Source organism: Ruegeria sp. CE8, from assembly GCF_056537465.1.
The window spans coordinates 83,800-104,141 of sequence record NZ_JBQFRP010000005.1; the positions used below are offsets into that span (position 1 = coordinate 83,800).

Genomic DNA, 20,342 nt, shown 5'->3' on the forward strand with positions numbered 1-20,342 from the left:
GGGATGCTCAGGCCGCCTTGTCCAATTCAAAAGCATCATGCAGTGCCTGAACCGCAAGTTCCATGTATTTCCTATCGACAAGGACGGAAATTTTGATCTCAGAGGTTGTAATGACTTTGATGTTGATCCCTTCATCCGAGAGGACCTTAAACATTTTGGCCGCCACACCGGACTGAGAACGCATCCCGATACCCACGACCGAAACCTTGCAGACATCGGTGTCGGCGACCAGTTCGGCATAGTTCAGCTCACCCGCATCCTTGATGGCCAGCAGCGCTTTTTCTGCGCGTATCACTTGATCGGTCGGGCACGAAAAGGTCATGTCCGTGCGCCCCTCGTCCGAAATATTCTGAACGATCATATCCACGTTCACGCCCTCATCGCTGAGCGCAGTAAAGATGGTTGAGGCGATACCTGGGCGGTCCGCCACCGAAACGACGGTCATCTTGGCCTCGTCACGGGAATAGGCCACACCGGCCACAACATTGGATTCCATGATATCCTCCTCGTCGACAACCAGCGTACCGGCCTCGTCGGATTGTTCTTCGAAACTAGAAAGCACGCGCAGTTTCACCTTATACCGCATTGCCAGCTCGACCGAGCGGGTTTGCAGCACCTTGGCCCCCAAAGAGGCCAATTCGAGCATCTCTTCGAACGAAATGCGGTCAAGTTTGCGCGCCTTTTCGCAGATACGCGGGTCAGTTGTATAGACGCCGTCCACATCGGTGTAGATGTCGCAGCGCTCGGCACCAAATGAGGCCGCGAATGCGACAGCGGTCGTATCCGACCCGCCACGGCCCAGCGTGGTGATGCGGCCTTCGGGGCTGATGCCCTGGAAGCCAGCCACAACCGCCACCTTCATGCCTTCACCAAATTTCTGGTTCAGGTTCTCGGTAGGGATTTCCTCGATCCGGGCCTGGCTGTGCGCGCTGGTTGTCTTTAGCGGAACTTGCCAGCCCTGCCAGCTGCGCGCCGGGATGTCCATTTCCTGAAGCGTAAGCGCCATCAGACCGGCGGTCACGTTCTCACCCGATGAAACGACGGCATCATATTCCCGCGCATCGTAGAGCGGCGAGGTTTCGTCGACCCAGCCCACAAGCTCGTTTGTTTTGCCGGACATGGCCGAAACGATGACGATCACGTCATACCCTTTGGCCACTTCGACGCCGATGCGTTTCGCCGCGCGGCGGATACGGTCGAGGTTGGCAACCGACGTACCGCCGAATTTCATCACGAGTAGGGGCATGGGGGCAAGTGTCTCCGCGCCATGGTTTTCTGATCCCGAGCGTCTTATGCGAGGGGAACCGCGAGGGCAAGTGTTCAAAACCATTCGGAAGTCCGCACCTGACTGCTTTACAACCGTCCCGGAGGGTGTAAGCCTGTAGCCCACACATATTCCTAGAGGTTTTCCATGTTCCGCGTTGCCGCAGCCCTTGTCCTGCTGTCCTCACCCGCTTTTGCACAGGTTTCCACACTGGCCGCAACAGACGGCAAGAATGCCCTGGGCACCGTGCCCTGCGCCACCGGCGGCGCTCCGATGAGCAGTTGTCATGCCGAGCTGCGCCACCACGACGACGGGACCAAGACTCTGGCGGTGGGATTGGGCAGTGGCGAGGTGCGCAGCATTTATTTCACGGATGGCGTACCAAGCTCCAGCAGCTCACCCGCCCGGATCAGCCATGAAACACGGGGCGATCTGACGGTGATCTTTATTGACCCCGATGAGGTCTACGAAATCCCCACGGCGGCGCTGAAACGTCAATAAGCGTGCGGCTGGCCGTCCCAGGTTTCGAAACACCCGGAATTGTCGAGGGAAAGCGCCTCAAAGCGGTCGACCAATCCATCTGCGGCTTGGTCAACCGTGAGCGGCGCTTCGGCCCCCCCCATGTCTGTCTGGACCCAACCGGGGTGATAGATGCCAACCGCGACGCCGTCATCCCGCAGGTCGGCGGCCAGATTGCGCCCCAGGTTGAGCGCAGCGGCTTTTGATGCGCGGTAGATGTAGCTGCCTCCCGGCGCGCGCGTATGCGACGCCATCTGCGAAGACATAATCACAACCTTCCCCTGCGCTTCCCGGAGGTTTGGCAAAAGCGCCTGCACAGTCAGAAACACGCCCGTCACATTGGCCGCAAAGGTCTGAGCCCACATTTCAGCCGGATATCCGCCGATGCCGTGGCCTTTATCCAGATAAACGCCAGCATTGCAGATCAGCAAGTCGACTGGCCGTCCTTCCAACCCATCCGCCATCGCTGCATGCTGCACGGGGTCTGTCACATCCAGCACAACCTGCGCACTCGCATCCCGAGCGGTTCCGGTGACGTCATGCCCCTGCGACCGGTAGCGATCGGCCAGAGCTTGTCCAATTCCGCGATTGGCCCCAGTGATTACGACATGCATAGGTCAGTTCGTTTTTCGGGTCGGCAAAAAGGGTAACGGCGCAACCGGCACACCGTCTTCAATCAAAGCCTTTGCCTCATCGGGCTTGGCCTCGCCGTAAATTGCGCGCTCGGGCGCATCACCCAGATGAATTTTGCGCGCCTCGCTGGCAAAGTCCTTGCCAACATAATCGGAGTTCTCTTCCACCTTACGCCGCAGATCGGCCAGCACCTGCTCGATATTCGGCGACGGGGTCGCCACATTGATTGGCTTGTCCTGAGGCTCAGGCGCCTGCGTATTGCGCGCCGGACGGACCCGGGGGGTCATGATCGCCTTTTCAACGTGCACGTCACCGCACACAGCGCATGTCACCATGTCTGCGGATGCCAGTTTGTCGTAAGCGGCGGCCGATTGAAACCAACTGTCAAATGTATGGCCCCGGCTGCATTTCAACGCGTATTGAATCATGTTCCGTCCAAATATCGGTAGCCAAATAGATACCCACAGACATGGCAAGATCAAGCCCTTCGCAAGGCAAGTCAGTGCAGAACTGGTCCCAGTTTGCGTAACAATTGGGAGAGTTCGGGGAATTTGACCCGAGAGGCCGCCTTTTTAGGCGAAACCCATATTCTTTTGCGTTCGTCCCGTTCAGGGAAATTCGATACAATCGACCGAACATATAGCGGAAAAACGTCTACCAAACACAAGACAGGCCCTTTGTTGGGAAGGTTTTTCAAATAGGTGAAGCGACCCAACAGATCCGCGGCGCATTTACCTTTTACGCCGGCTTCTTCCCAGGCTTCCTGCGTGGCGGTTTGGGACGGGGTCAAACCATCGATCAACCATCCCTTGGGTATGATCCAGCGGTGCGATTTACGCGTTGTGATAAGCAAAACCTCGGGCCGACCCTGCTTAATGCGATAGCACAAGGCGGCCGACTGATGCATCAATTGAAGACGTTTGCTTTTTCCCTGCAAGTGGATCGAAAGCCCTGCATCGACCACGCTGAACCGCCTTTCAGATTGAATCCGTCCCTATATGCCAACCCATGATCTTGTGTTTTATTAGGGGTTGGTAGGGGCTTGGATACCATATAAAGCGGTTTGTTCCAAGTCTTTGCAGCGATCTAAATTCGGGATGCCAGCTTGCTCACCAGATCTTCATGAGGGATATCCGCATCAATCGCCAGTCGGCGCAAACCGAAATGAACCCGAGCGACCTGCTGATAGTAACGGGTGTAAACGTAGTTCGTTCCGCCCCCGGCGATGGCGCCCAAAACAGGAACCGATTGCGCTGCCAGCTTCTGGCCAAGCACGACTGACAAGCGCGGAGCAACTGCCGCTATCAGCCGTTGCATTGCAGGGCCGGTCAAAGTCAGACGCACCGAAAAGAACCCCAAATCGGCTCCGTCATCGTAGGACAATGGACCAGCGGCAGACAGAACCTGGACGCAGTCGAATTTCACGCCTTCCTCGGACGGATCAAACCCTTCGCGGGAGGCCGCCCCCTGAATGGCACGCAACAGCATGGCCGTGGTTGCAGGCAATTCCATCAGGGCTGTAGACACGCCGCCCAGCCCGCCCGCGGCGCCCATTGCGGTCGCGACAGCGGTGTTGACCCACGGTTTCTGATCCGGAACTGCGCGCCGGGATCCCTCGGCCGCGTGCATCGCAAGCCACAATGCTTGCTCGGTCGCGCCCGTAAGGCCCTGCCGTACGGACGCTGGCAACTGCTCAAGCAAGGATTCCGCCGATCCGCCCAAACTGTTCAACAGTTTGACACCCGGCCCTCCGGCAGACCTGTAACACTTGGCCAACCGGTCCAGCTCGGCCTCGGTGTCCAGTTTTTCAACAAGAACCACGTCCTGCATTTAAGCCCTCCTGCCATTGAACATCGGGACTTACTGCGGCAGTTTCAATAGGTCAGCGCGTCCAGCGGGTCACTGCGCCATGAACATTCGACCAGACACCGGGGATCAGTTCCGCGCCCAGAACCCGGTCCGGATTGGTTGGAGGCGGCATTTCAACGCCCGTCAGGCGCGAGAACCCGAAACGGGCATAATACGGCGCGTCACCAACCAGCATCACCCGTTGCCAGCCCTTTTCGCGGCCGGCCTCAAGCCCCTGATGGATCAGGTATCCGCCCAGTCCTTCCCCCTGATGGGTTGGGTGGACAGCCACGGGACCTAGCAACAAAGCGTCATGTGCGCCTACGTGGATGGGCCAGAATCGGATCGCGCCGGCCAGAATGCCCTGCCCATCACGCGCGACCAGCGACAGACCGGACACGGGCGGAACATCGTCGCGCAAACGATACGAGGACAGCGCCTCACGCCCGGGCGCAAAGCACAGGTCATAGAGAGCTTCGACCTCCCACCAATCATCCGGCTCTTCCGGCCTGATCTCGAACTGCTGCACCCCTGCCCTCTTTTCCTTGCTGGCATTCGCCCTAGCACTTCGGTACGCCTTGGGCAAACGCTTGGAGACCATATGTTCTATCGCCCCGAAGACGGCCACGGCCTGCCGCATAACCCATTCAACGCCATTATCACCCCGCGGCCGATCGGCTGGATCTCGACACGTGATGCAGATGGGATCAACAATCTGGCACCTTATTCGTTCTTCAACGGCGTTGCTTACACGCCGCCTCAGGTCATGTTTGCCTCAACCGGGACCAAACACGATCAGGACGGCGCAAAAGACAGCCTTGCCAATATCAAGGCGACCGGGGTGTTCTGCGTCAACGTCGTGGCCCACGCACACCGGGATGCAATGAACGCAAGCTCGGCTGGTCTGCCAAAAGACGTTGATGAGTTCGGACATGCCGGGCTGACGCCGGTAGAATGCGAAACCATCCCCTGCGCCCGGATCGAGGGTGCACCGGCGGCGCTTGAGTGCAAGCTGACGCAGATCGTTACCCTTCCCGGCGAAGCCAACCGCGTTGTTTTTGGCGAGGTCAAGGGCGTGCACCTGCGCGACGATTGCCTGAAGGACGGCATGTTTGACGTCACAACGTTCCAACCGCTGGCGCGACTTGGATACCGGGATTACTCGGTGGTCACCGAGTTGTTCAGCCTTTCCAGACCGGATGATTGATGCCCCTACCCGACCCATCTCGCAGGTACCCGATCACGCTTCCCGACGGTGCCGAGCATCGTGGCACAGTGTTTCTGTCACAAGCCATCGATCATCCAAGATTTGAGGCCGGCGCGTTCAGCTACGCCTCGGATTTCGACGCGCCAGCGGATTGGGCCATTCGTCTGGCACCCTACCTATTTCCCTTTTCTCGGGAAAAGCTGGTGCTGGGCAAGTTCTGCCAGATCGCCCATGGAGTTCGGTTCATCACTTCCTCAGCCAATCATGCGATGGACGGGCTGACCAGTTTTCCGTTTCCGGTGTTCGACCCCGAGCGGATGACAGGATACCAGCCCGATACCCGCGACACGCTTATCGGGCACGATGTCTGGATCGGCTATGGCGCAATGATCCTGCCCGGTGCACGGATCGGTTCCGGGGCAATCATCGGAGCCGGATCCGTCGTTCGCGGCGAAGTACCGCCCTATGCGATAGCCACTGGAAACCCGGCCGAAGTGCGACGCTTTCGGTTCGACAAAGACACCATCGACCGGCTTCTGAATTTGAGTTGGTGGGATTGGCCCGCCGAGATGATTGCCGACGCCGAAGAGGCGCTGCTGACTGGAAACATCGAGGAATTGGAACGGATCGCTCCAACGTAAAAGGCGGCCAAATCGGCCGCCTTTCTATCAGTGCCCGCCCAGAATGCCGGTGCGGACAGAGTAATCGACCGCCAGTTCGTAATCCGGGTCGTCGTCGCTGTCGACCATCAGGTGACCGGCCTTGTTCAGCAGCTTGTGACAATCGCGGCTGAGGTGACGCAGCATCACACGTTTGCCCGCGGCTTCGTATTTGGCTGCGATGTTTTCAATTGCCTGCAGAGCCGACTGGTCCACAACGCGGCTTTCGGCGAAATCAACGATGACGATGTCGGGATCGTTCGGCACATCAAACAGCTCGACAAAGCCATCAGACGAGCCAAAGAACAACGGCCCCTGAATTTCATAGACCTTTGCGCCCTCTTCCGTGGTCGATTCCCGTGTGACTGCATGGATGCGCTTGGCGTTGTTCCAGGCGTAAGCCAATGCCGAGACGATCACGCCGACGACCACAGCAACCGCAAGGTCTTCCATCACTGTCACGACAGTCACCAGTACGATGACGAAAGCGTCCATCAACGGCACTTTCCGCATGATCTTGAACGAGTTCCAGGCAAAGGTTCCGATCACCACCATGAACATCACCCCGACCAGTGCGGCCAGCGGGATTTGCTCAATCAGAGGCGAAGCGAACAGGATAAAGATCAGCAGGAACAGCGCCGCCGCGATCCCAGCGATGCGCGTGCGGCCGCCGGATTTCACGTTGATCATCGACTGACCGATCATGGCGCAACCACCCATGCCACCGAAGAAGCCGGTGGCGACGTTGGCGACACCCTGTGCAATACATTCCTGCGACGCTCCACCCCGTTTGCCGGTGATCTCTCCGACAAGGTTCAGCGTCAGCAGGGATTCAATCAGGCCGATTGCGGCCAGAATCACGGCGTAAGGCAAGATGATTTCTAGGGTGTCAAAGTTCAGCGGCACCATCGGGATATGGAACTGCGGCAGCCCGCCCTCGATCGACGCCAGATCGCCAACGCGTGGCACATCCAACCCAAAACCGATCACCAGCGCAGCTACAACTACGATCCCGGCCAGCGGAGCAGGCACAATCCGCGTGATACGCGGCATGATCCAGATCACGGCCATCGTCAGTGCAACAAGACCCAGCATGGTGTAAAGCTGCAGACCCGAGAGCCATTCGCCGCCGCCCATGCCGTGACCCGTATTCTCCATGCTGCCCGGAACTTTGAACTGTCCCATCTGCGCCAGGAAGATCACGATGGCCAGTCCGTTCACAAAGCCCAACATCACCGGATGCGGCACCAATCGAATGAAGCGGCCCCAGTGCATTGCGCCGGCAATAACCTGCAGAATACCCATCAAAACCACCGTGGCGAACAGGTATTCCACCCCGTGTTCGGCAACCAACGCCACCATGACAACGGCCAAAGCGCCGGTTGCACCCGAAATCATGCCCGGACGCCCACCGATTAACGCGGTGATCAGGCCCACCATGAAGGCGGCGTAAAGACCTACCAGCGGGTGCACCCCAGCAACAAATGCAAAAGCCACAGCTTCCGGAACCAGTGCCAGAGCAACCGTCAGGCCGGACAGCACTTCAATCCTCAGGCGCGAGACAGTCAGCCCCTCGTCAGGAACCCAGCGGAGATCGGGTTTGGCTATACGATTGGCAAAACTTGCCAGCATGGCTCGTGGCATGGGACGTCCTGTGGATTTGTATGTTCGCGCGAAAGGGGCCTTTTACCTGTCATGACTGCCGTTAGATACCGCGCCAAGCGGGACCCTGATATGCGCAAGACGCATAGCTGACGAGCGCACTACACAAACCCTTGAAGCCACTTGCCAAACCCACAACGGCCACGCAGAAACTCCGGGACAGTTTTTTCACGTGGAGAGCAGCCATGACCAAGACCAGAATTGCCATCATCGGCGGATCAGGCATTTACGACATCGACGGGTTGGAAAATGCGGAATGGGTCACGGTTGAAACGCCTTGGGGGGATGCGTCGGACCAAATCCTGACTGGCTCGCTGAATGGCGTGGATATGGCCTTTCTCCCGCGCCATGGCCGCGGTCACGTGCATTCCCCAACCGAAGTCCCTTATCGGGCCAACATTGACGCACTGAAACGGCTGGGCGCGACGGATGTGATCTCGGTCTCGGCCTGCGGGTCATTCCGCGAGCATATGGCGCCAGGGGATTTCGTGATCGTCGATCAGTTCATCGACCGAACATTCGCGCGCGAAAAGAGCTTTTTCGGAGCCGGCTGCGTTGCCCATGTCAGCGTCGCACACCCCACCTGCCCGCGCCTGTCTGACGCCTGCGAAACCGCCGGCAAAGCCGCCGGAATCAACATCCATCGCGGCGGCACCTATCTGGCGATGGAGGGGCCGCAGTTCTCGACCCTGGCAGAATCCAGGATGTACCGCGAGCAATGGGGCTGCGACGTGATCGGGATGACCAACATGCCCGAAGCCAAACTCGCGCGTGAGGCCGAGCTTTGTTACGCCTCGATTGCCATGGTCACCGATTATGACAGTTGGCACCCGGATCACGGCGAGGTGGACGTGACCTCAATCATCGCCACTCTGACAGGAAATGCCGAGAAAGGTCGCGCGCTGGTGAAAGGCCTGCCTGATCTGCTGGGATCCGAGCGCGAGCCCTGCCCCCATGGCTGCGACCGCGCGTTGGAATATGCCATCTTGACCGCGCCGGAGAAACGCGACCCCACCTTGTTGGCCAAACTGGATGCAGTTGCCGGTCGGGTTCTCTGATCAGCACACTCAGTTCGCTGGCAAGGACTGTTGAACCTGATCCCACAACCCATGCGACCAGAGGTCGTTGTGGGTGCCATCCGGGATGACGTGGATCTCAGCAGTATCCCCCGCCATAGCCGCCAGTGCCTCACTATGATGCAGCGGGACCGTCTCGTCTTCGGTCCCGTGGAAAATCAGGGTGGGCACCGTGATGTCTTTGATCAGGTCACGCGTCGCGAACTGATCCCGCATCAGAGCGTGCACGGGTAACCAGGGGTACCTCTCCGCCGCGACGTCGACCGTCGCTGTAAAGGGCGCCTCAAGAACCAATAGCTCTGCATTTGGACGCTGTTCCGCGACGGCGGCGGCCACTGCGGTTCCAAGACTTTGACCGTGCAGAACAATGTCCGCGCCTTCCCCATCCAGTTGATCGTAAATCTGGATCCCGTCGGAAATCAGCGCCACCTCGGATGGCTCGCCCTCACTGCCCGGATATCCGCGATAGCTGGGGGCCAACAGGCCGAAACCGCTGTTGAGGATCTCTCTCATCCGGTCTGCGCGGTCGCCCAGATTGCCGGTTTGGCCATGAAAAAACAAAACCGTCGGCGCGCCCTCAGATGCCGGCGGCGCAGACCATGCAGTCAATTCGGTGCCATCCGACATCGTCAGGGAAACGGTATCAACATCCGCCAGACCGACTGTGTTTGGCGCTGGCAATTCACCGGCGGGTTTGAACAGCAGGGATTGCTGGTTGACGTACATATACCCAACGATTCCGGCATAGATCACTGCCAACACCGGGACCAAAAGGATCAGAATGCCTTTTACCCGCGCGGTTCTCGACCGGGCGGCTTCAGGAGCCGCGTCCGAGTCTGCAAGATGTATCTGAACCATCGGTCTCTCCGATTGTTGCGTTGCGCCCCAAGGTTGGTGGCGGCAGGACCTGATTCAAGCCGCGTGGACCATACTTAATCCAATCTTCATACATGTTGCCACCTTGCACGGCTTGGGTTCTTTTTGCCCGAACGTCTTGAAATCACATGCGGAACCTCCCGATTTGTTTCGGCAACCACTGGCGAAACTGAGGGATCGCATGAAACGTCTCGAGGCATTGGACGCAGCCCGGTTTTTGGCCTTTTGCGGAATGGTTCTGGTGAATTTTCGCATCGCGGCACAGGTTGCACCGGGCGACGACTGGGCTTCGATCCTGATCGACTCGTTGGAGGGTCGTGCGGCGGCCCTGTTTGTCATTCTGGCTGGCATCGGAATTGGGCTGTCGGATGTTTCGGCGCCAGTTCTGCTGCGACGCGCGGCCTTTCTATTCGTACTGGGTCTAATCAATATGACCGTTTTTGACGCCGACATCCTGCATTTCTACGCGGTGTACTTCGTGGTCGGTGCGGTTTTCCTGACTACCCCTGCGGGTGCATTGTGGCTGGGGTCATTGGGGGTGATAGCACTGGCATTCATTGCCACCATGGTCTTCAACTACGACCAGGGCTGGGACTGGGACACGCTGACATACACCGACCTGTGGAGCGTGCCCGGCTTCATGCGCAACCTGTTCTTCAACGGCTGGCATCCGGTCTTTCCCTGGGCTGCGTTTCTACTGATCGGCATGGCCCTCGGGCGATCTGAACTGCATACGATCTGTATTCAGCATCGGCTGATCATGTGGGGGTTCGGAGCCGCAGTGTTGACGCTGTTCCCGCAAATGCTGGTCTCGGAACCGGAACTGGCGCTGTATTTGGGTTCCGAAGCCATTCCTCCGGGGCCGTTTTACATTGTTGCGGGGACCGGCTCGGCTTGCGTTGTGATCGGGTTGTTGCTGAAGCTCTGGCCGGGGATCGAAAAGCTGCGCGTTGGTCCAATGCTGACCGCGCCGGGTCGGCAAAGCCTGACCTTGTACGTGGCGCATATCCTGATCGGCATGGGCATACTGGAAGAAGCCGGACTTCTGGACGGGTCCCTCAGTGCACCGCAAATCGTGGCGTATGCGCTCGGGTTCTGTGCGGCTTCGTCCGTGTACGCCCTTCTGTGGTCCAGCAAATTCAAGCGCGGCCCGCTTGAAGCATTGATGCGTAGGGTAACGCAGCCACGCAGGGCTTGACCTCGGGTCCCGGTCAGGGCTTGGTAGTTGGGATTCAATCACAGGATTTCCCATGTCTCCTGACCTTTGGCTTGCCTTCGTGGCCGCGTCTACTGCATTGCTGCTGATCCCCGGCCCAACTGTTCTGCTGGTGCTCAGCTACGCTCTGTCCAAAGGGCGCAGCGTAGCTGTTGCGTCCGCGACTGGGGTTGCCGTTGGCGATCTGGTCGCCATGACAGCCTCGCTTTTGGGACTGGGCGCGCTGGTTCTGGCTTCGGCCACACTGTTTTCGGTGCTGAAATGGGTGGGCGCTGCCTATCTGATTTGGTTGGGGATCAAACTGCTGCGCAGCGTACCTTCGGGTGGAATGGAGGAAGTGGCCACTGAACGCGATGTCACTGCCCACAGCGTATTTGGCCATGCGGCTGCCGTGACGGCGCTGAACCCAAAATCCATCGCATTCTTCATCGCTTTCGTGCCGCAGTTCATACGCCCGGCCGACCCGCTGGGCCCGCAATTCGCAATTCTGATAGCGACTTTTGTAGGCCTGGCATGGCTGAATGCCTTGGCCTATGCCCTGCTCGCGGATCGCCTGCGCCGGGTTATTGGCCGAACAGGTGTCATCACCGCCATGACCCGCTTCGGAGGCTTAACACTTATCGGGATGGGTGTGGCCACTGCCGTTCTGCGCCGCCCGGCCTGAGGGTTCAATCCTCGGCGTGTTCTTTCATAAACCCGCGAATGAACCGACGGATTTCCCGCGCGGCTGAGGTGTCCAGTTCTTTACACAGCTCAACAAAAGCGTCCCGCTCATCCTTATCCAGACGCAGGACCAACTGACTGTTTTTCTTAGTAGAAACTTTACCGTCTTTCTTTCCCACGCGCACCGTCTCCATCCAGACCTTGATTCTATTCGCGATGCATTGTATATACATAGCATAGAGGTTGTAGTTATCGAGCACCTAACAATAAAAAAGGATTATGGCAATGAACCTTCATGCTGCTCAGGCATTTCTTTTGCGAGACCAGCGCAATTGGCGCAAACCGCACCTGTCGTGGTTGCCCGACACGCTGTACCGCTATTACGGCCTGCCGAACGCGCTGCCGAAACGTCGCAAGTAAGCGAGCGCAATCTTTCCTTGCATGACTGACCCCGATGGGCCAAACACCCCAGCGTGTTTTGACGCCAAAGGGGTTCGCCATGTCCAGGAACAAGTCGGTCAAGGATTACATTCGGACCATCGTTGATTTCCCACATGAAGGGATCATGTTTCGGGATGTCACCACGCTGTTCGCCGACCCGCGCGGATTTCGCATGGCGATCGATCAGATGCTCCACCCCTACGCCGGTGAACGCATTGACAAGGTCGTGGGCCTCGAGGCGCGGGGTTTCATCCTTGGCGGTGCCATCGCCCACCAGCTGAGCGTTGGCTTTGTGCCGATCCGGAAAAAGGGCAAGCTGCCCGGCACCACGATCAGCCAGGATTACAAACTGGAATACGGTGATGCCATCGTCGAAATTCACGATGACGCGATCCAGCCGGGCGAGAAAATCCTCGTTGTCGACGATCTGCTGGCCACGGGTGGCACGGCTGCCGCCGGGATCAAGCTGATCGAACGGCTTGGGGGCGAGATCGTTTCATGCTCGTTCATCATCGACCTGCCCGAGCTGGGCGGGCGGAAAGTGCTTGAGAACATGGGCATGGACGTCCACGTCCTGTGCGAGTTCGAGGGCCTCTGAGCGCCCGCGCGTTCACATGTTTTTGTGTGGAAATCTGAAACCGCGCTGGCTTAGCGCGGTTTTTTGCTGGGTCAACTCTTATAAATCGCCACATTCAATGATCTTTTTGCAACGACTACCCGTATCCCGATTGATGCCACCAAGGGCATCCCAACAAGGGATTACTTATCATGTTTCGCAAACTCGCAATTGCCGGTGTCGCAAGCTTTTTGGTCGGAACGGCCGCGTATGCTGATGGCCACTCCAAGGATATCGTCGACACCGCTGTCGGCGCTGGCAGCTTTGAAACGCTTGTAGCAGCCGTTCAGGCCGCAGAATTGGTCGATACGCTGAAGGGCGAAGGTCCGTTCACCGTTTTCGCTCCAACAGACGAGGCTTTTGCCGCCCTGCCCGAAGGCACGGTTGAAACGCTTCTCAAGCCCGAAAATAAGGATCAGCTCGTTGCGATCCTGACCTATCACGTGGTCCCCGGAAAAGTGATGTCCGGCGATCTGTCGGATGACATGACCGCTGCGACAGTTCAGGGCGGAGAAATCACGGTGGATCTGGACAACGGCGTGATGATCAATGACGCCAACGTTGTTCAGGCAGATATTGAGACTTCAAATGGAGTCATTCATGTGATCGACAAGGTCATTCTGCCTGCTTCATAAATCCTGTGCGCGGCCTTGGTCTCCGGGCCGCGCTTACCCTTTCAGAACGGCCCCGGGGTTCATGATGCCTTTCGGATCAAGTGCCGTCTTTATTGCTCTCATAGCACTCAGCTTCACCGGATCACCATAACGCTCCAGGTCATCCGTTTTAAGGCGGCCGATACCGTGTTCCGCACTGACGGAACCACCGAACGCTTCGACAAGATCATGGACCGCGCTCTTCACGCCTTGGCGTTGCGCGTCATAGTCGGACCTGTCGCGCCCCTGAGGTGGAAAGACGTTGTAGTGGAGATTACCGTCGCCCAGATGACCAAAGCAGTTGATGCGGAACGTCCCCAACGCATTAACTACCTCGGAACCGCGCTGAATGAACTCAGGAATGCGCGAGATCGGGATCGAGATATCGTGACTGGAGACCGATCCGATCAACCGATTTGCCTCGGGGATACGCTCACGCACGGCCCATAGCTCATCTCGCTGCGCCTCGCTTTGGGCAACAACAGCATCGCGGACAAACCCGCCTGCCTCAGCCGTCTCGAACAGCGCCATCAATGCCTCGGCCGGTGACACGCCACCTGACAGCCCCAATTCAATCAAAACTGACCATTCAGGCTGCGTCGAAAAGGGTTGCCGCACGTCGGGCAAAACCTCGGACAGGAATTGCAGACCTTGCTTGTGGATCAATTCAAAAGTGCTGACCCCCTCGCCCACCTGATCGCGGGCCAGAGCCAACAGGTCTATGCCCGCCTCTGGCGAAGCGACCTGAAACATCGCAGTACCAACCTCAGCCGGGCGCGGAAACAATTTCAATGAGGCGGCCGTGATGATCCCCAACGTGCCTTCCGCTCCAATCAGCAGGTTGCGCAGATCGTACCCTGTGTTGTCCTTGCGCAAACGGCTAAGACCGTGCCAGATTTCGCCGTTCGGTAGAACGGCCTCAAGGCCCAGACACAGATCTCGCGCATTACCGTAGCGCAGCACATTGACCCCGCCCGCATTGGTCGAAAGGTTGCCACCAATCCGGCATGACCCCTGTGCGGCCAACGCCAGCGGAAACAGCCGGTCGGCCTCTTCCGCCGCAGCCTGAACATCGGCCAGAACGGCGCCCGCTTCGGCAATCAGGATGTTCTCAGTCGGATAGACCGCGCGAATTTTTGACATGCGCTCCAACGAGATCAGCAATGGCGTGGGGCCGTCGGTCATGACCTGCCCACCCACTAGCCCGGTGCCGCCGCCGTAAGGCACCACTGGAACTGCTGCATCTGAAGCCAACCGCACAAGGGTCGAGACTTCTTCGACCGTCCGTGGCATCGCCAATACGCCCACATGACCGGCAAACCTGCGGCGCGGCTCCTCAAGATACCGATCCTCCACGGGGCGCAATACGTCGTTCCCCAGGGCGGCGCGGATCGATTGGGCAAAACTTTCATCGGCAGGGTTCAGTCTCATACCCTTTCCTTGCCCAAGGCACAGCCTCCGGGCAAGCCCTATTCCAAATCGATGAGGTATTGCGGCTCCAGAACGACAACGGTCGGACGATCCGGCAGGGTCCGTAGGGACACGGTGATTTCTGACACACCTTTCCGCTCGACGGGGAAGTCGTTGCGGATATCGACCAGAAACCGGTCCAGCGAAAAGCCCGAGAACCAGTGCATCGGAATGATAACCGAACTCTTCAGCCGCTTAAGCACCGTGATCATGTCAGGCAAAGGCATCGTCGTGCCGCCATCGACGGCGGCCATGACCACATCCAGTCGCCCCAACGCCGCGAATTGCTCGTCAGAAGGCACATGATGCAAATGACCCAGATGCCCGATGCACAGCCCTTCGACCTCGAAAACAAAGATTGAATTGCCGCGCTCTTCCACTCCGGCATAGGCGGATCGGATATCGGTCGAAACATTGCGTACCAGCATCTCGCCCAGATCGAGATAGTGTTCTATCCCCTGACCAAACTCGCCCCACCCCGGCAGCACATTTGGGATGGCAGGATCCGGGTGTGCGGTCCAATGTGTACTGTGGGCATGGTTCATCGTCACCACATCCGGGATCAGATCAGCACTACCGATAAAGCCCGTGAAGTCCGTCACCGCATTCAACCCGCCTTGGGTCTGAATCAGGAAGGACGCGTGTGCAATATAGCTGATCCTGACCGAGAACTCAGGCACCGGGTCCTGCCAGGCAGCTTTGTGAAGGTACTCGATCCCCGGTGCCGCGTCCGCAATGGCAATGCAATGGCTCGGCCGCCGCTCCTGCGCCGCAGCCGCGCCTGAAACCACCATCAATGCTGCCACAACCCAGCGCATATCCGGAGTGTAGCGCAGAACGAAGGTAAGTCACGCCTGTAGATTTTGCATCAGTGCTTTCACGCGTTAGGTCGTCCAGAGCAGTTCAGAGAACCATGCACTTCCGCAGCTTAAAAGGACGGGAAACTTTTGCTGCACGCAACGCTTGAGCCAACGGATCACTCACAAAAAACGCGCGGCGCATCTGAGTATCTATCCAGAGGTCCGGGCCATCCAAGGCCAAAGCGCTGACCGCAATATCCTTGTCTTGCATTGCCCCGGGCGGCTCCCAGATGTCGTGGTTTTCATATGGTTTGTCTATGCGCGGAGATTGATCTGTCAGGACAGCTGTCTTTTGCGCACCGAAGTTCAAACAGAAGTACTCGCCTTCAACCGGTGTGGTACGATCATGCTGAAACAGTTTGACGGGGTAGAGGTTGCCTTCACCGAGATCAAACTGGTGCAGAACCGCTGCACACGCGGAAGACACCGTCCACAGACCTCCAGCCATAAAGAAATCAGGCTGCTTCTTTTCCTTTTTGTCGTTGTACTTCGCGTACATTTCTTTCGGGAAACAGTCTTCTGACTGCGGTTCTCCAAGTCTGTTTCGCTTCATAGCTTCAACAGCGCGTTCCATATCCCTCAGGACAATGTCTGCCTCAAACCCTTTGATGCTTGAAACGCTCACCATCGCATCGCTGATCCAGATCATTGGCTGTTTTGCCCGCGCCATCGACCTACCCCGCGTCGGTCTTTCCGCGCCGGTCTGACCGTAGGCTGGCATACAGCACATGCGTCCGCCACCGCCCGTTGATCTGCAGATACGATTGCGCCACGCCCTCGTATTTAAACCCCGAGCTTTCCAGCAAGCCACGTGACGGTTTGTTCTCGGGCAAACAGGCGGCCTCGATCCGGCTGAGGTCCAACCGGGTGAAAGCGTGATGAACGACGGCGCCGATGGCCTCGCGCATATAACCCTGCCGGGCGAATGACTGACCGGTCCAGTATCCCAATGTCCCGGCCTGTGCCGGACCACGGCGGACATTGTCCAGAGTGATAGCCCCGACCAGCACATCATCAGAGCGGCGGAACAGAAACAAAGGGATCGCAGTACCGCCCGCGACAGAGCGCTGCGCCCAATAGACCCGGTTCGTGAAGGATTTCCGGCTGAGGTGGTCCTTGGCCCAGACCGGCTCCCACGGCGTCAGGTACTCCTTGGACGCACGCCGCAAAGCCGCCCAATCGTTGAAATCGGAATGCACGGGCGGGCGCAAACTCAGGCGCTCGGTTTCGAGTTTCAGCTTGCGTCTGCCCAACAGCATCACGCCGCGCGCCTCTCCTGCAATTCAGCCAGTGTCGGCGCGGCGGAAACCGGGCCATAAAGCGCCAGGGCCGCCGGGGCCTGGACCGCCATCTTCTCGGCGAACGCCCGGACATCACCAGTGCTGACGGCGTCGATCTTGGCAACCGTGTCCTCAAGCGATGGCACACGGTCCCAAATCTGCACCAGACGCGCTAAACGCTCTGCCCGGTTTGAGGGGCTTTCCAGCCCCATCAGCATTCCGGCTTTCATCTGCGCGCGGGCACGCGCAACCTCTTCTGCGCTCATATCTTCGGCGGCGCGTTTCATCTCATCGATGGTGATGGTGGCCAGTTCCGCGACCTGATCCGCCGATGTGCCAGCGTAGATTGTCGTTGTGCCGGTATCGGCATACGCCCCGGTCTGCGCAAAGATCGTGTAGCAAAGGCCACGCGTCTCACGCACCTCCTGAAACAGGCGCGAGGACATACCCCCGCCCAAAGCGGTGGAGTAAATCTGTGCCGTGTAGATCTCATCGTCCCGATAGCCGGGGCTTTCCAGCGCCAACGCGAAATGGGCCTGCTCCAGCTCTTTCTCCTGCCGCGCTTCACCGCCAGTAAAGCGTGCGGGCTCGGCGATCAGCCCTTTGCGCGGCTGAAGATGGCCAAACATCTCTTCGGCCATTTTCATCAACGCATCGTGGTCCACGGCTCCAGCTGCGGACAGGATCATCTGGTCCGGGCCATAGTGTTCAGACACGAAACCGGACAGGTCTTCGCGCGAGAACGCGCTGACGCGTTCGGTCGGGCCCAGAATGGTGCGACCCAGAGGCTGGTCGTGATAGCTCTGCTCCTGCAACCAATCAAAGATCACATCGTCGGGCGTGTCATAGGCCTGACCGATCTCCTGCAGGATCACGCCGCGCTCGACCTCAATCTCACGCGGGTCGAAAACTGGGTTCAGAACGATGTCGCCGATCACATCCATTGCCAGCGCTACGTCGTCTTTCAGAACGCGCGCGTAATAGGCCGTAACTTCACGCGAAGTATAGGCGTTGATATAGCCGCCCACATCCTCGATCGCTTCGGCGATTTGCAAGGCGGACCGACGCTTGGTTCCCTTGAACGCCATATGCTCAAGGAAATGCGCGATCCCGTTCTGTTCGATCCGCTCATGCCGCCCGCCGGCGGTCACCCAGATGCCGATGGCCGCCGATTGCAGCCCCGGCATTTGTTCACTGACGATACGAAATCCGTTCTTCAGTTGGTCTTGTCTGACAGTCACTCAGCAATATGCCTTCTGATATGATCCTCAAGGGTGCCCAGATCATTGGCAATGCGGGTCACCCGTTCCGGACGTTCATACAGATCAGACATGCGGGATGGAAGAGGCGGATGTTCACCACTGGCCTTCTCGACCGCAGCCGGGAATTTCGCCGGATGTGCAGTGGCCAGTGTGATCATCGGCACGTCGGCGGCGCGATGCTCTTCGGCGACCTTGATACCGACGGCAGTGTGCGGGCAGACCAGTTCAGCGCTATGATCCAGCGTGGATTTGATCGTTTCCAGCGTTTCGTCTTCGGACACTCTTCCCGAGTCGAAATTCTCACGCAGGGCTTCCATCGCGCCCTGGCTTACGTTGAAACCACCATTCTTAAGCTCATCCATCAACTGAGCCACAGCGCTGCCATCCTCGCCATAGGCATAGTACAGCGCGCGTTCAAAGTTTGAGCTGACCTGAATATCCATAGACGGGCTGATCGAAGGGATAGTGTCACCCTTGAAATATCCGTCGCCTGACAGGCAGCGATGCAGGATGTCGTTTTGGTTGGTTGCAACCACCAGACGGTCAATCGGCAGGCCCATGCGCTTGGCCAGATAGCCCGCAAAGATGTCACCGAAATTACCGGTCGGCACAGTGAAGCTGACCTTGCGGTGCGGTACGCCGAGACTGACGGCAGCCGAAAAGTAATAGACGATCTGGGCCAGCACCCGCGCAAAGTTGATCGAGTTCACCCCTGCCAGCTTCACCCCGTCGCGGAAATCAAAATCGTTGAACATGTCCTTCAGCGCGGCCTGACAATCGTCGAAATCGCCATCCACGGCCAGCGCATGCACGTTGCTGTCTGCCGGTGTGGTCATCTGACGGCGCTGAACCTCCGAGACACGGCCATGCGGAAACAGGATGAACACATCTACCGCGTCCAATCCCCGGAACGCCTCGATCGCTGCAGATCCGGTATCGCCGCTTGTCGCACCCACGATGGTCACACGATCTCCGCGCCGCTTGAGCGCCACCTGGAACAGCTGGCCGATCAGTTGCATGGCAAAGTCTTTGAACGCCAGCGTGGGTCCGTGGAACAGCTCCAGCAGGAAGTGGTTCTCGTTCAGCTGCTTCAAGGGTGCCCGGGCGTCATGACCAAAGCCCTGATAAGCGCGGGCAATGATCTCTTTGAACTCGTCCTCTGCGAAGGACCCGCTTACATAGGGCCACATTACTCGAAACGCGATTTCCTCATAGGGCAGACCCGCCAGCGCCGCGATCTCGTCCTGTGTCATAACCGGGATTTCAGCAGGCAGATACAGGCCACCATCACGGGCCAGCCCGGTCAGCATCGCTTCTTCAAACGTCAGTTCGGGCGCCTGCCCGCGGGTCGAGATGTATTTCATGTCGCGTCACTCTCAGAAGGGGCGCGATTGCGCCACAGGAAGTACCCGGTCATCGCGGCCCAAACCAGGGCGAGGCCAAACCAGGTGATTGCATATTGCAGGTGGTCGTTCGGGATGCCCGCTGTATCGACAGGCAAGGGCGTGATTCCCGGGTCGGTTTGCGAGCGCGCGATCAGCAGGATCGGCTCGGCCCCCAGAGCTGCCGCCAGATTGGGCACATCGCGGGCAAACCAGATGTTATCGTCAATGTCCGGCTCGGGCGTGTAGCTGTCGATCTCGTCCGGCCAGTGCAGGTTTCCGGTAACCTCCATAGAACCGTTGAGGCGCTTGTCTTGCTTGGCCGTCACGGGAACAAAGCCGCGATCCACCAAAATAGTCCGGTCCTCGGTGCTGAAAGACTGGATGATACGGTACCCTGCCCCGACCTGCTTGACCGAGACCAGAACGTGTATCTCGCCCGGCACCAAGTCGCCGGTGATCGTGACCGGCAAGTACTTGTCGGCATCAGGCGAGACCGTATCGGGCAAACCGACCGGTTCCGCTGAGATCCGGCTGTCGATCTCGGCCAGCACGCCCTGCTTCCACGCCAACCTTTGAACCTGCCAAACACCCAACGACACAAGGACCGCCAGTCCGGCAATACCAAAAATCAGCAGGAAGAGAATGCGGCGCATGTCAGGACCAGGTTAGATTATTCGAAGGCTCTGCAAGAGCCGGCGTCTTGTTAAGGGCTGCGCCTGCAGAAAAGCAACCTCACAATTGTATCGGGCGCA

25 protein-coding genes are annotated in these 20,342 nt (G+C 58.4%); 9 read left to right on the forward strand and 16 right to left on the reverse strand.

The genetic code is table 11. The annotated features are described in order from the left end of the window. Window positions 1-7: 7 nt before the first annotated feature. Complete coding sequence (locus ACR0AA_RS10420) at window positions 8-1,246, reverse strand: aspartate kinase (RefSeq protein ID WP_480663251.1); 1,239 nt, start codon at window positions 1,244-1,246, stop codon at window positions 8-10. 165 nt (window positions 1,247-1,411) lie between these two features. On the opposite strand from ACR0AA_RS10420, the gene ACR0AA_RS10425 reads away from it, so the two are divergent. Then, window positions 1,412-1,765 carry a hypothetical protein gene (locus ACR0AA_RS10425; RefSeq protein WP_480755964.1) on the forward strand — a complete coding sequence of 118 codons (354 nt, stop codon included), beginning with the start codon at window positions 1,412-1,414 and terminating at the stop codon, window positions 1,763-1,765. Here the strand turns inward: ACR0AA_RS10425 and ACR0AA_RS10430 are convergent. The 5 genes from ACR0AA_RS10430 to ACR0AA_RS10450 all read right to left on the reverse strand — a co-directional run bounded on the left by ACR0AA_RS10430 (window position 1,759) and on the right by ACR0AA_RS10450 (window position 4,793). Further along, a complete protein-coding gene (locus ACR0AA_RS10430) occupies window positions 1,759-2,397 on the reverse strand; it encodes an SDR family oxidoreductase (protein WP_480755967.1) in 639 nt (212 codons plus the stop codon). The genes ACR0AA_RS10425 and ACR0AA_RS10430 overlap by 7 nt on opposite strands. Before the next feature lie 3 nt (window positions 2,398-2,400). Further along, window positions 2,401-2,844: a DUF1178 family protein gene (locus ACR0AA_RS10435; RefSeq protein WP_480663246.1), complete on the reverse strand. Its 444-nt coding sequence runs from the start codon at window positions 2,842-2,844 to the stop codon at window positions 2,401-2,403. Window positions 2,845-2,915: 71 nt separating this feature from the next. Beyond that, window positions 2,916-3,323 (reverse strand): NUDIX hydrolase, encoded by a 408-nt coding sequence (locus ACR0AA_RS10440; RefSeq protein ID WP_480663406.1) that lies wholly within the window; start codon window positions 3,321-3,323, stop codon window positions 2,916-2,918. Between the two features lie 179 nt (window positions 3,324-3,502). Next, window positions 3,503-4,246 (reverse strand): EcsC family protein, encoded by a 744-nt coding sequence (locus ACR0AA_RS10445; RefSeq protein WP_480663244.1) that lies wholly within the window; start codon window positions 4,244-4,246, stop codon window positions 3,503-3,505. Between the two features lie 52 nt (window positions 4,247-4,298). Continuing rightward, entirely contained in the window at window positions 4,299-4,793 is a 495-nt protein-coding gene (locus ACR0AA_RS10450) for a GNAT family N-acetyltransferase (RefSeq protein WP_480663242.1), read from the reverse strand. Window positions 4,794-4,865: 72 nt separating this feature from the next. Here ACR0AA_RS10450 and ACR0AA_RS10455 point away from each other — a divergent pair, with 72 nt between their 5' ends. Both ACR0AA_RS10455 and ACR0AA_RS10460 read left to right on the forward strand, forming a co-directional pair. After that, window positions 4,866-5,471 carry a flavin reductase family protein gene (locus ACR0AA_RS10455; RefSeq protein WP_480755968.1) on the forward strand — a complete coding sequence of 202 codons (606 nt, stop codon included), beginning with the start codon at window positions 4,866-4,868 and terminating at the stop codon, window positions 5,469-5,471. Continuing rightward, window positions 5,471-6,112 carry a CatB-related O-acetyltransferase gene (locus ACR0AA_RS10460; RefSeq protein WP_480663238.1) on the forward strand — a complete coding sequence of 214 codons (642 nt, stop codon included), beginning with the start codon at window positions 5,471-5,473 and terminating at the stop codon, window positions 6,110-6,112. Before ACR0AA_RS10455 ends, ACR0AA_RS10460 begins: the two co-directional genes overlap by 1 nt. A 27-nt stretch (window positions 6,113-6,139) precedes the next feature. On the opposite strand, the gene ACR0AA_RS10465 is transcribed toward ACR0AA_RS10460, so the two are convergent. Beyond that, complete coding sequence (locus ACR0AA_RS10465) at window positions 6,140-7,774, reverse strand: SulP family inorganic anion transporter (protein ID WP_480755970.1); 1,635 nt, start codon at window positions 7,772-7,774, stop codon at window positions 6,140-6,142. Window positions 7,775-7,977: 203 nt separating this feature from the next. On the opposite strand from ACR0AA_RS10465, the gene ACR0AA_RS10470 reads away from it, so the two are divergent. After that, a complete protein-coding gene (locus ACR0AA_RS10470) occupies window positions 7,978-8,850 on the forward strand; it encodes an S-methyl-5'-thioadenosine phosphorylase (RefSeq protein WP_480663234.1) in 873 nt (290 codons plus the stop codon). 9 nt (window positions 8,851-8,859) lie between these two features. Here the strand turns inward: ACR0AA_RS10470 and ACR0AA_RS10475 are convergent, their stop codons facing one another. Continuing rightward, window positions 8,860-9,726 (reverse strand): alpha/beta hydrolase, encoded by an 867-nt coding sequence (locus tag ACR0AA_RS10475; RefSeq protein WP_480663232.1) that lies wholly within the window; start codon window positions 9,724-9,726, stop codon window positions 8,860-8,862. A 199-nt stretch (window positions 9,727-9,925) separates the two neighbouring features. Between ACR0AA_RS10475 and ACR0AA_RS10480 the strand changes: the two genes are divergently transcribed. Both ACR0AA_RS10480 and ACR0AA_RS10485 read left to right on the forward strand, forming a co-directional pair. Further along, window positions 9,926-10,942: a DUF418 domain-containing protein gene (locus tag ACR0AA_RS10480; protein WP_480755973.1), complete on the forward strand. Its 1,017-nt coding sequence runs from the start codon at window positions 9,926-9,928 to the stop codon at window positions 10,940-10,942. A gap of 52 nt (window positions 10,943-10,994) precedes the next feature. After that, window positions 10,995-11,624, forward strand: coding sequence for a LysE family translocator (locus ACR0AA_RS10485; RefSeq protein ID WP_480663228.1), 630 nt, complete (start codon window positions 10,995-10,997; stop codon window positions 11,622-11,624). A 4-nt stretch (window positions 11,625-11,628) separates the two neighbouring features. On the opposite strand, the gene ACR0AA_RS10490 is transcribed toward ACR0AA_RS10485, so the two are convergent. After that, on the reverse strand, window positions 11,629-11,802 hold the full coding sequence (locus ACR0AA_RS10490; RefSeq protein WP_480663227.1) for a hypothetical protein: 174 nt from the start codon (window positions 11,800-11,802) through the stop codon (window positions 11,629-11,631). Window positions 11,803-11,908: 106 nt separating this feature from the next. Between ACR0AA_RS10490 and ACR0AA_RS10495 the strand changes: the two genes are divergently transcribed. From ACR0AA_RS10495 to ACR0AA_RS10505, 3 genes are all read left to right on the forward strand, one after another. Then, the gene (locus ACR0AA_RS10495; protein ID WP_480663225.1) at window positions 11,909-12,043 is read left to right on the forward strand and encodes a hypothetical protein; all 135 of its coding nucleotides are present in this window, start codon (window positions 11,909-11,911) and stop codon (window positions 12,041-12,043) included. A gap of 79 nt (window positions 12,044-12,122) precedes the next feature. Beyond that, on the forward strand, window positions 12,123-12,662 hold the full coding sequence (locus ACR0AA_RS10500) for an adenine phosphoribosyltransferase (protein ID WP_480755976.1): 540 nt from the start codon (window positions 12,123-12,125) through the stop codon (window positions 12,660-12,662). A gap of 170 nt (window positions 12,663-12,832) precedes the next feature. Beyond that, a complete protein-coding gene (locus tag ACR0AA_RS10505) occupies window positions 12,833-13,315 on the forward strand; it encodes a fasciclin domain-containing protein (protein WP_480755978.1) in 483 nt (160 codons plus the stop codon). Window positions 13,316-13,348: 33 nt separating this feature from the next. Here ACR0AA_RS10505 and ACR0AA_RS10510 read toward each other — a convergent pair whose 3' ends face one another. The 7 genes from ACR0AA_RS10510 to ACR0AA_RS10540 all read right to left on the reverse strand — a co-directional run bounded on the left by ACR0AA_RS10510 (window position 13,349) and on the right by ACR0AA_RS10540 (window position 20,243). Beyond that, complete coding sequence (locus ACR0AA_RS10510) at window positions 13,349-14,764, reverse strand: FAD-binding oxidoreductase (RefSeq protein ID WP_480755980.1); 1,416 nt, start codon at window positions 14,762-14,764, stop codon at window positions 13,349-13,351. 38 nt (window positions 14,765-14,802) lie between these two features. Next, window positions 14,803-15,621, reverse strand: coding sequence for an MBL fold metallo-hydrolase (locus tag ACR0AA_RS10515; protein ID WP_480663217.1), 819 nt, complete (start codon window positions 15,619-15,621; stop codon window positions 14,803-14,805). Between the two features lie 85 nt (window positions 15,622-15,706). After that, entirely contained in the window at window positions 15,707-16,333 is a 627-nt protein-coding gene (locus ACR0AA_RS10520) for a hypothetical protein (protein WP_480755981.1), read from the reverse strand. A gap of 4 nt (window positions 16,334-16,337) precedes the next feature. After that, entirely contained in the window at window positions 16,338-16,922 is a 585-nt protein-coding gene (locus tag ACR0AA_RS10525) for a GNAT family N-acetyltransferase (RefSeq protein WP_480663213.1), read from the reverse strand. Then, a complete protein-coding gene (locus tag ACR0AA_RS10530) occupies window positions 16,922-18,184 on the reverse strand; it encodes a M16 family metallopeptidase (protein ID WP_480663211.1) in 1,263 nt (420 codons plus the stop codon). The genes ACR0AA_RS10525 and ACR0AA_RS10530 overlap by 1 nt, the downstream gene beginning before the upstream one ends. Next, window positions 18,181-19,569 carry a threonine synthase gene (thrC, locus tag ACR0AA_RS10535; RefSeq protein ID WP_480663209.1) on the reverse strand — a complete coding sequence of 463 codons (1,389 nt, stop codon included), beginning with the start codon at window positions 19,567-19,569 and terminating at the stop codon, window positions 18,181-18,183. Before thrC ends, ACR0AA_RS10530 begins: the two co-directional genes overlap by 4 nt. Continuing rightward, window positions 19,566-20,243, reverse strand: a complete 678-nt coding sequence (locus ACR0AA_RS10540; protein ID WP_480755984.1) for an SURF1 family protein — start codon at window positions 20,241-20,243, stop codon at window positions 19,566-19,568. Before ACR0AA_RS10540 ends, thrC begins: the two co-directional genes overlap by 4 nt. Window positions 20,244-20,342 lie beyond the last annotated feature (99 nt).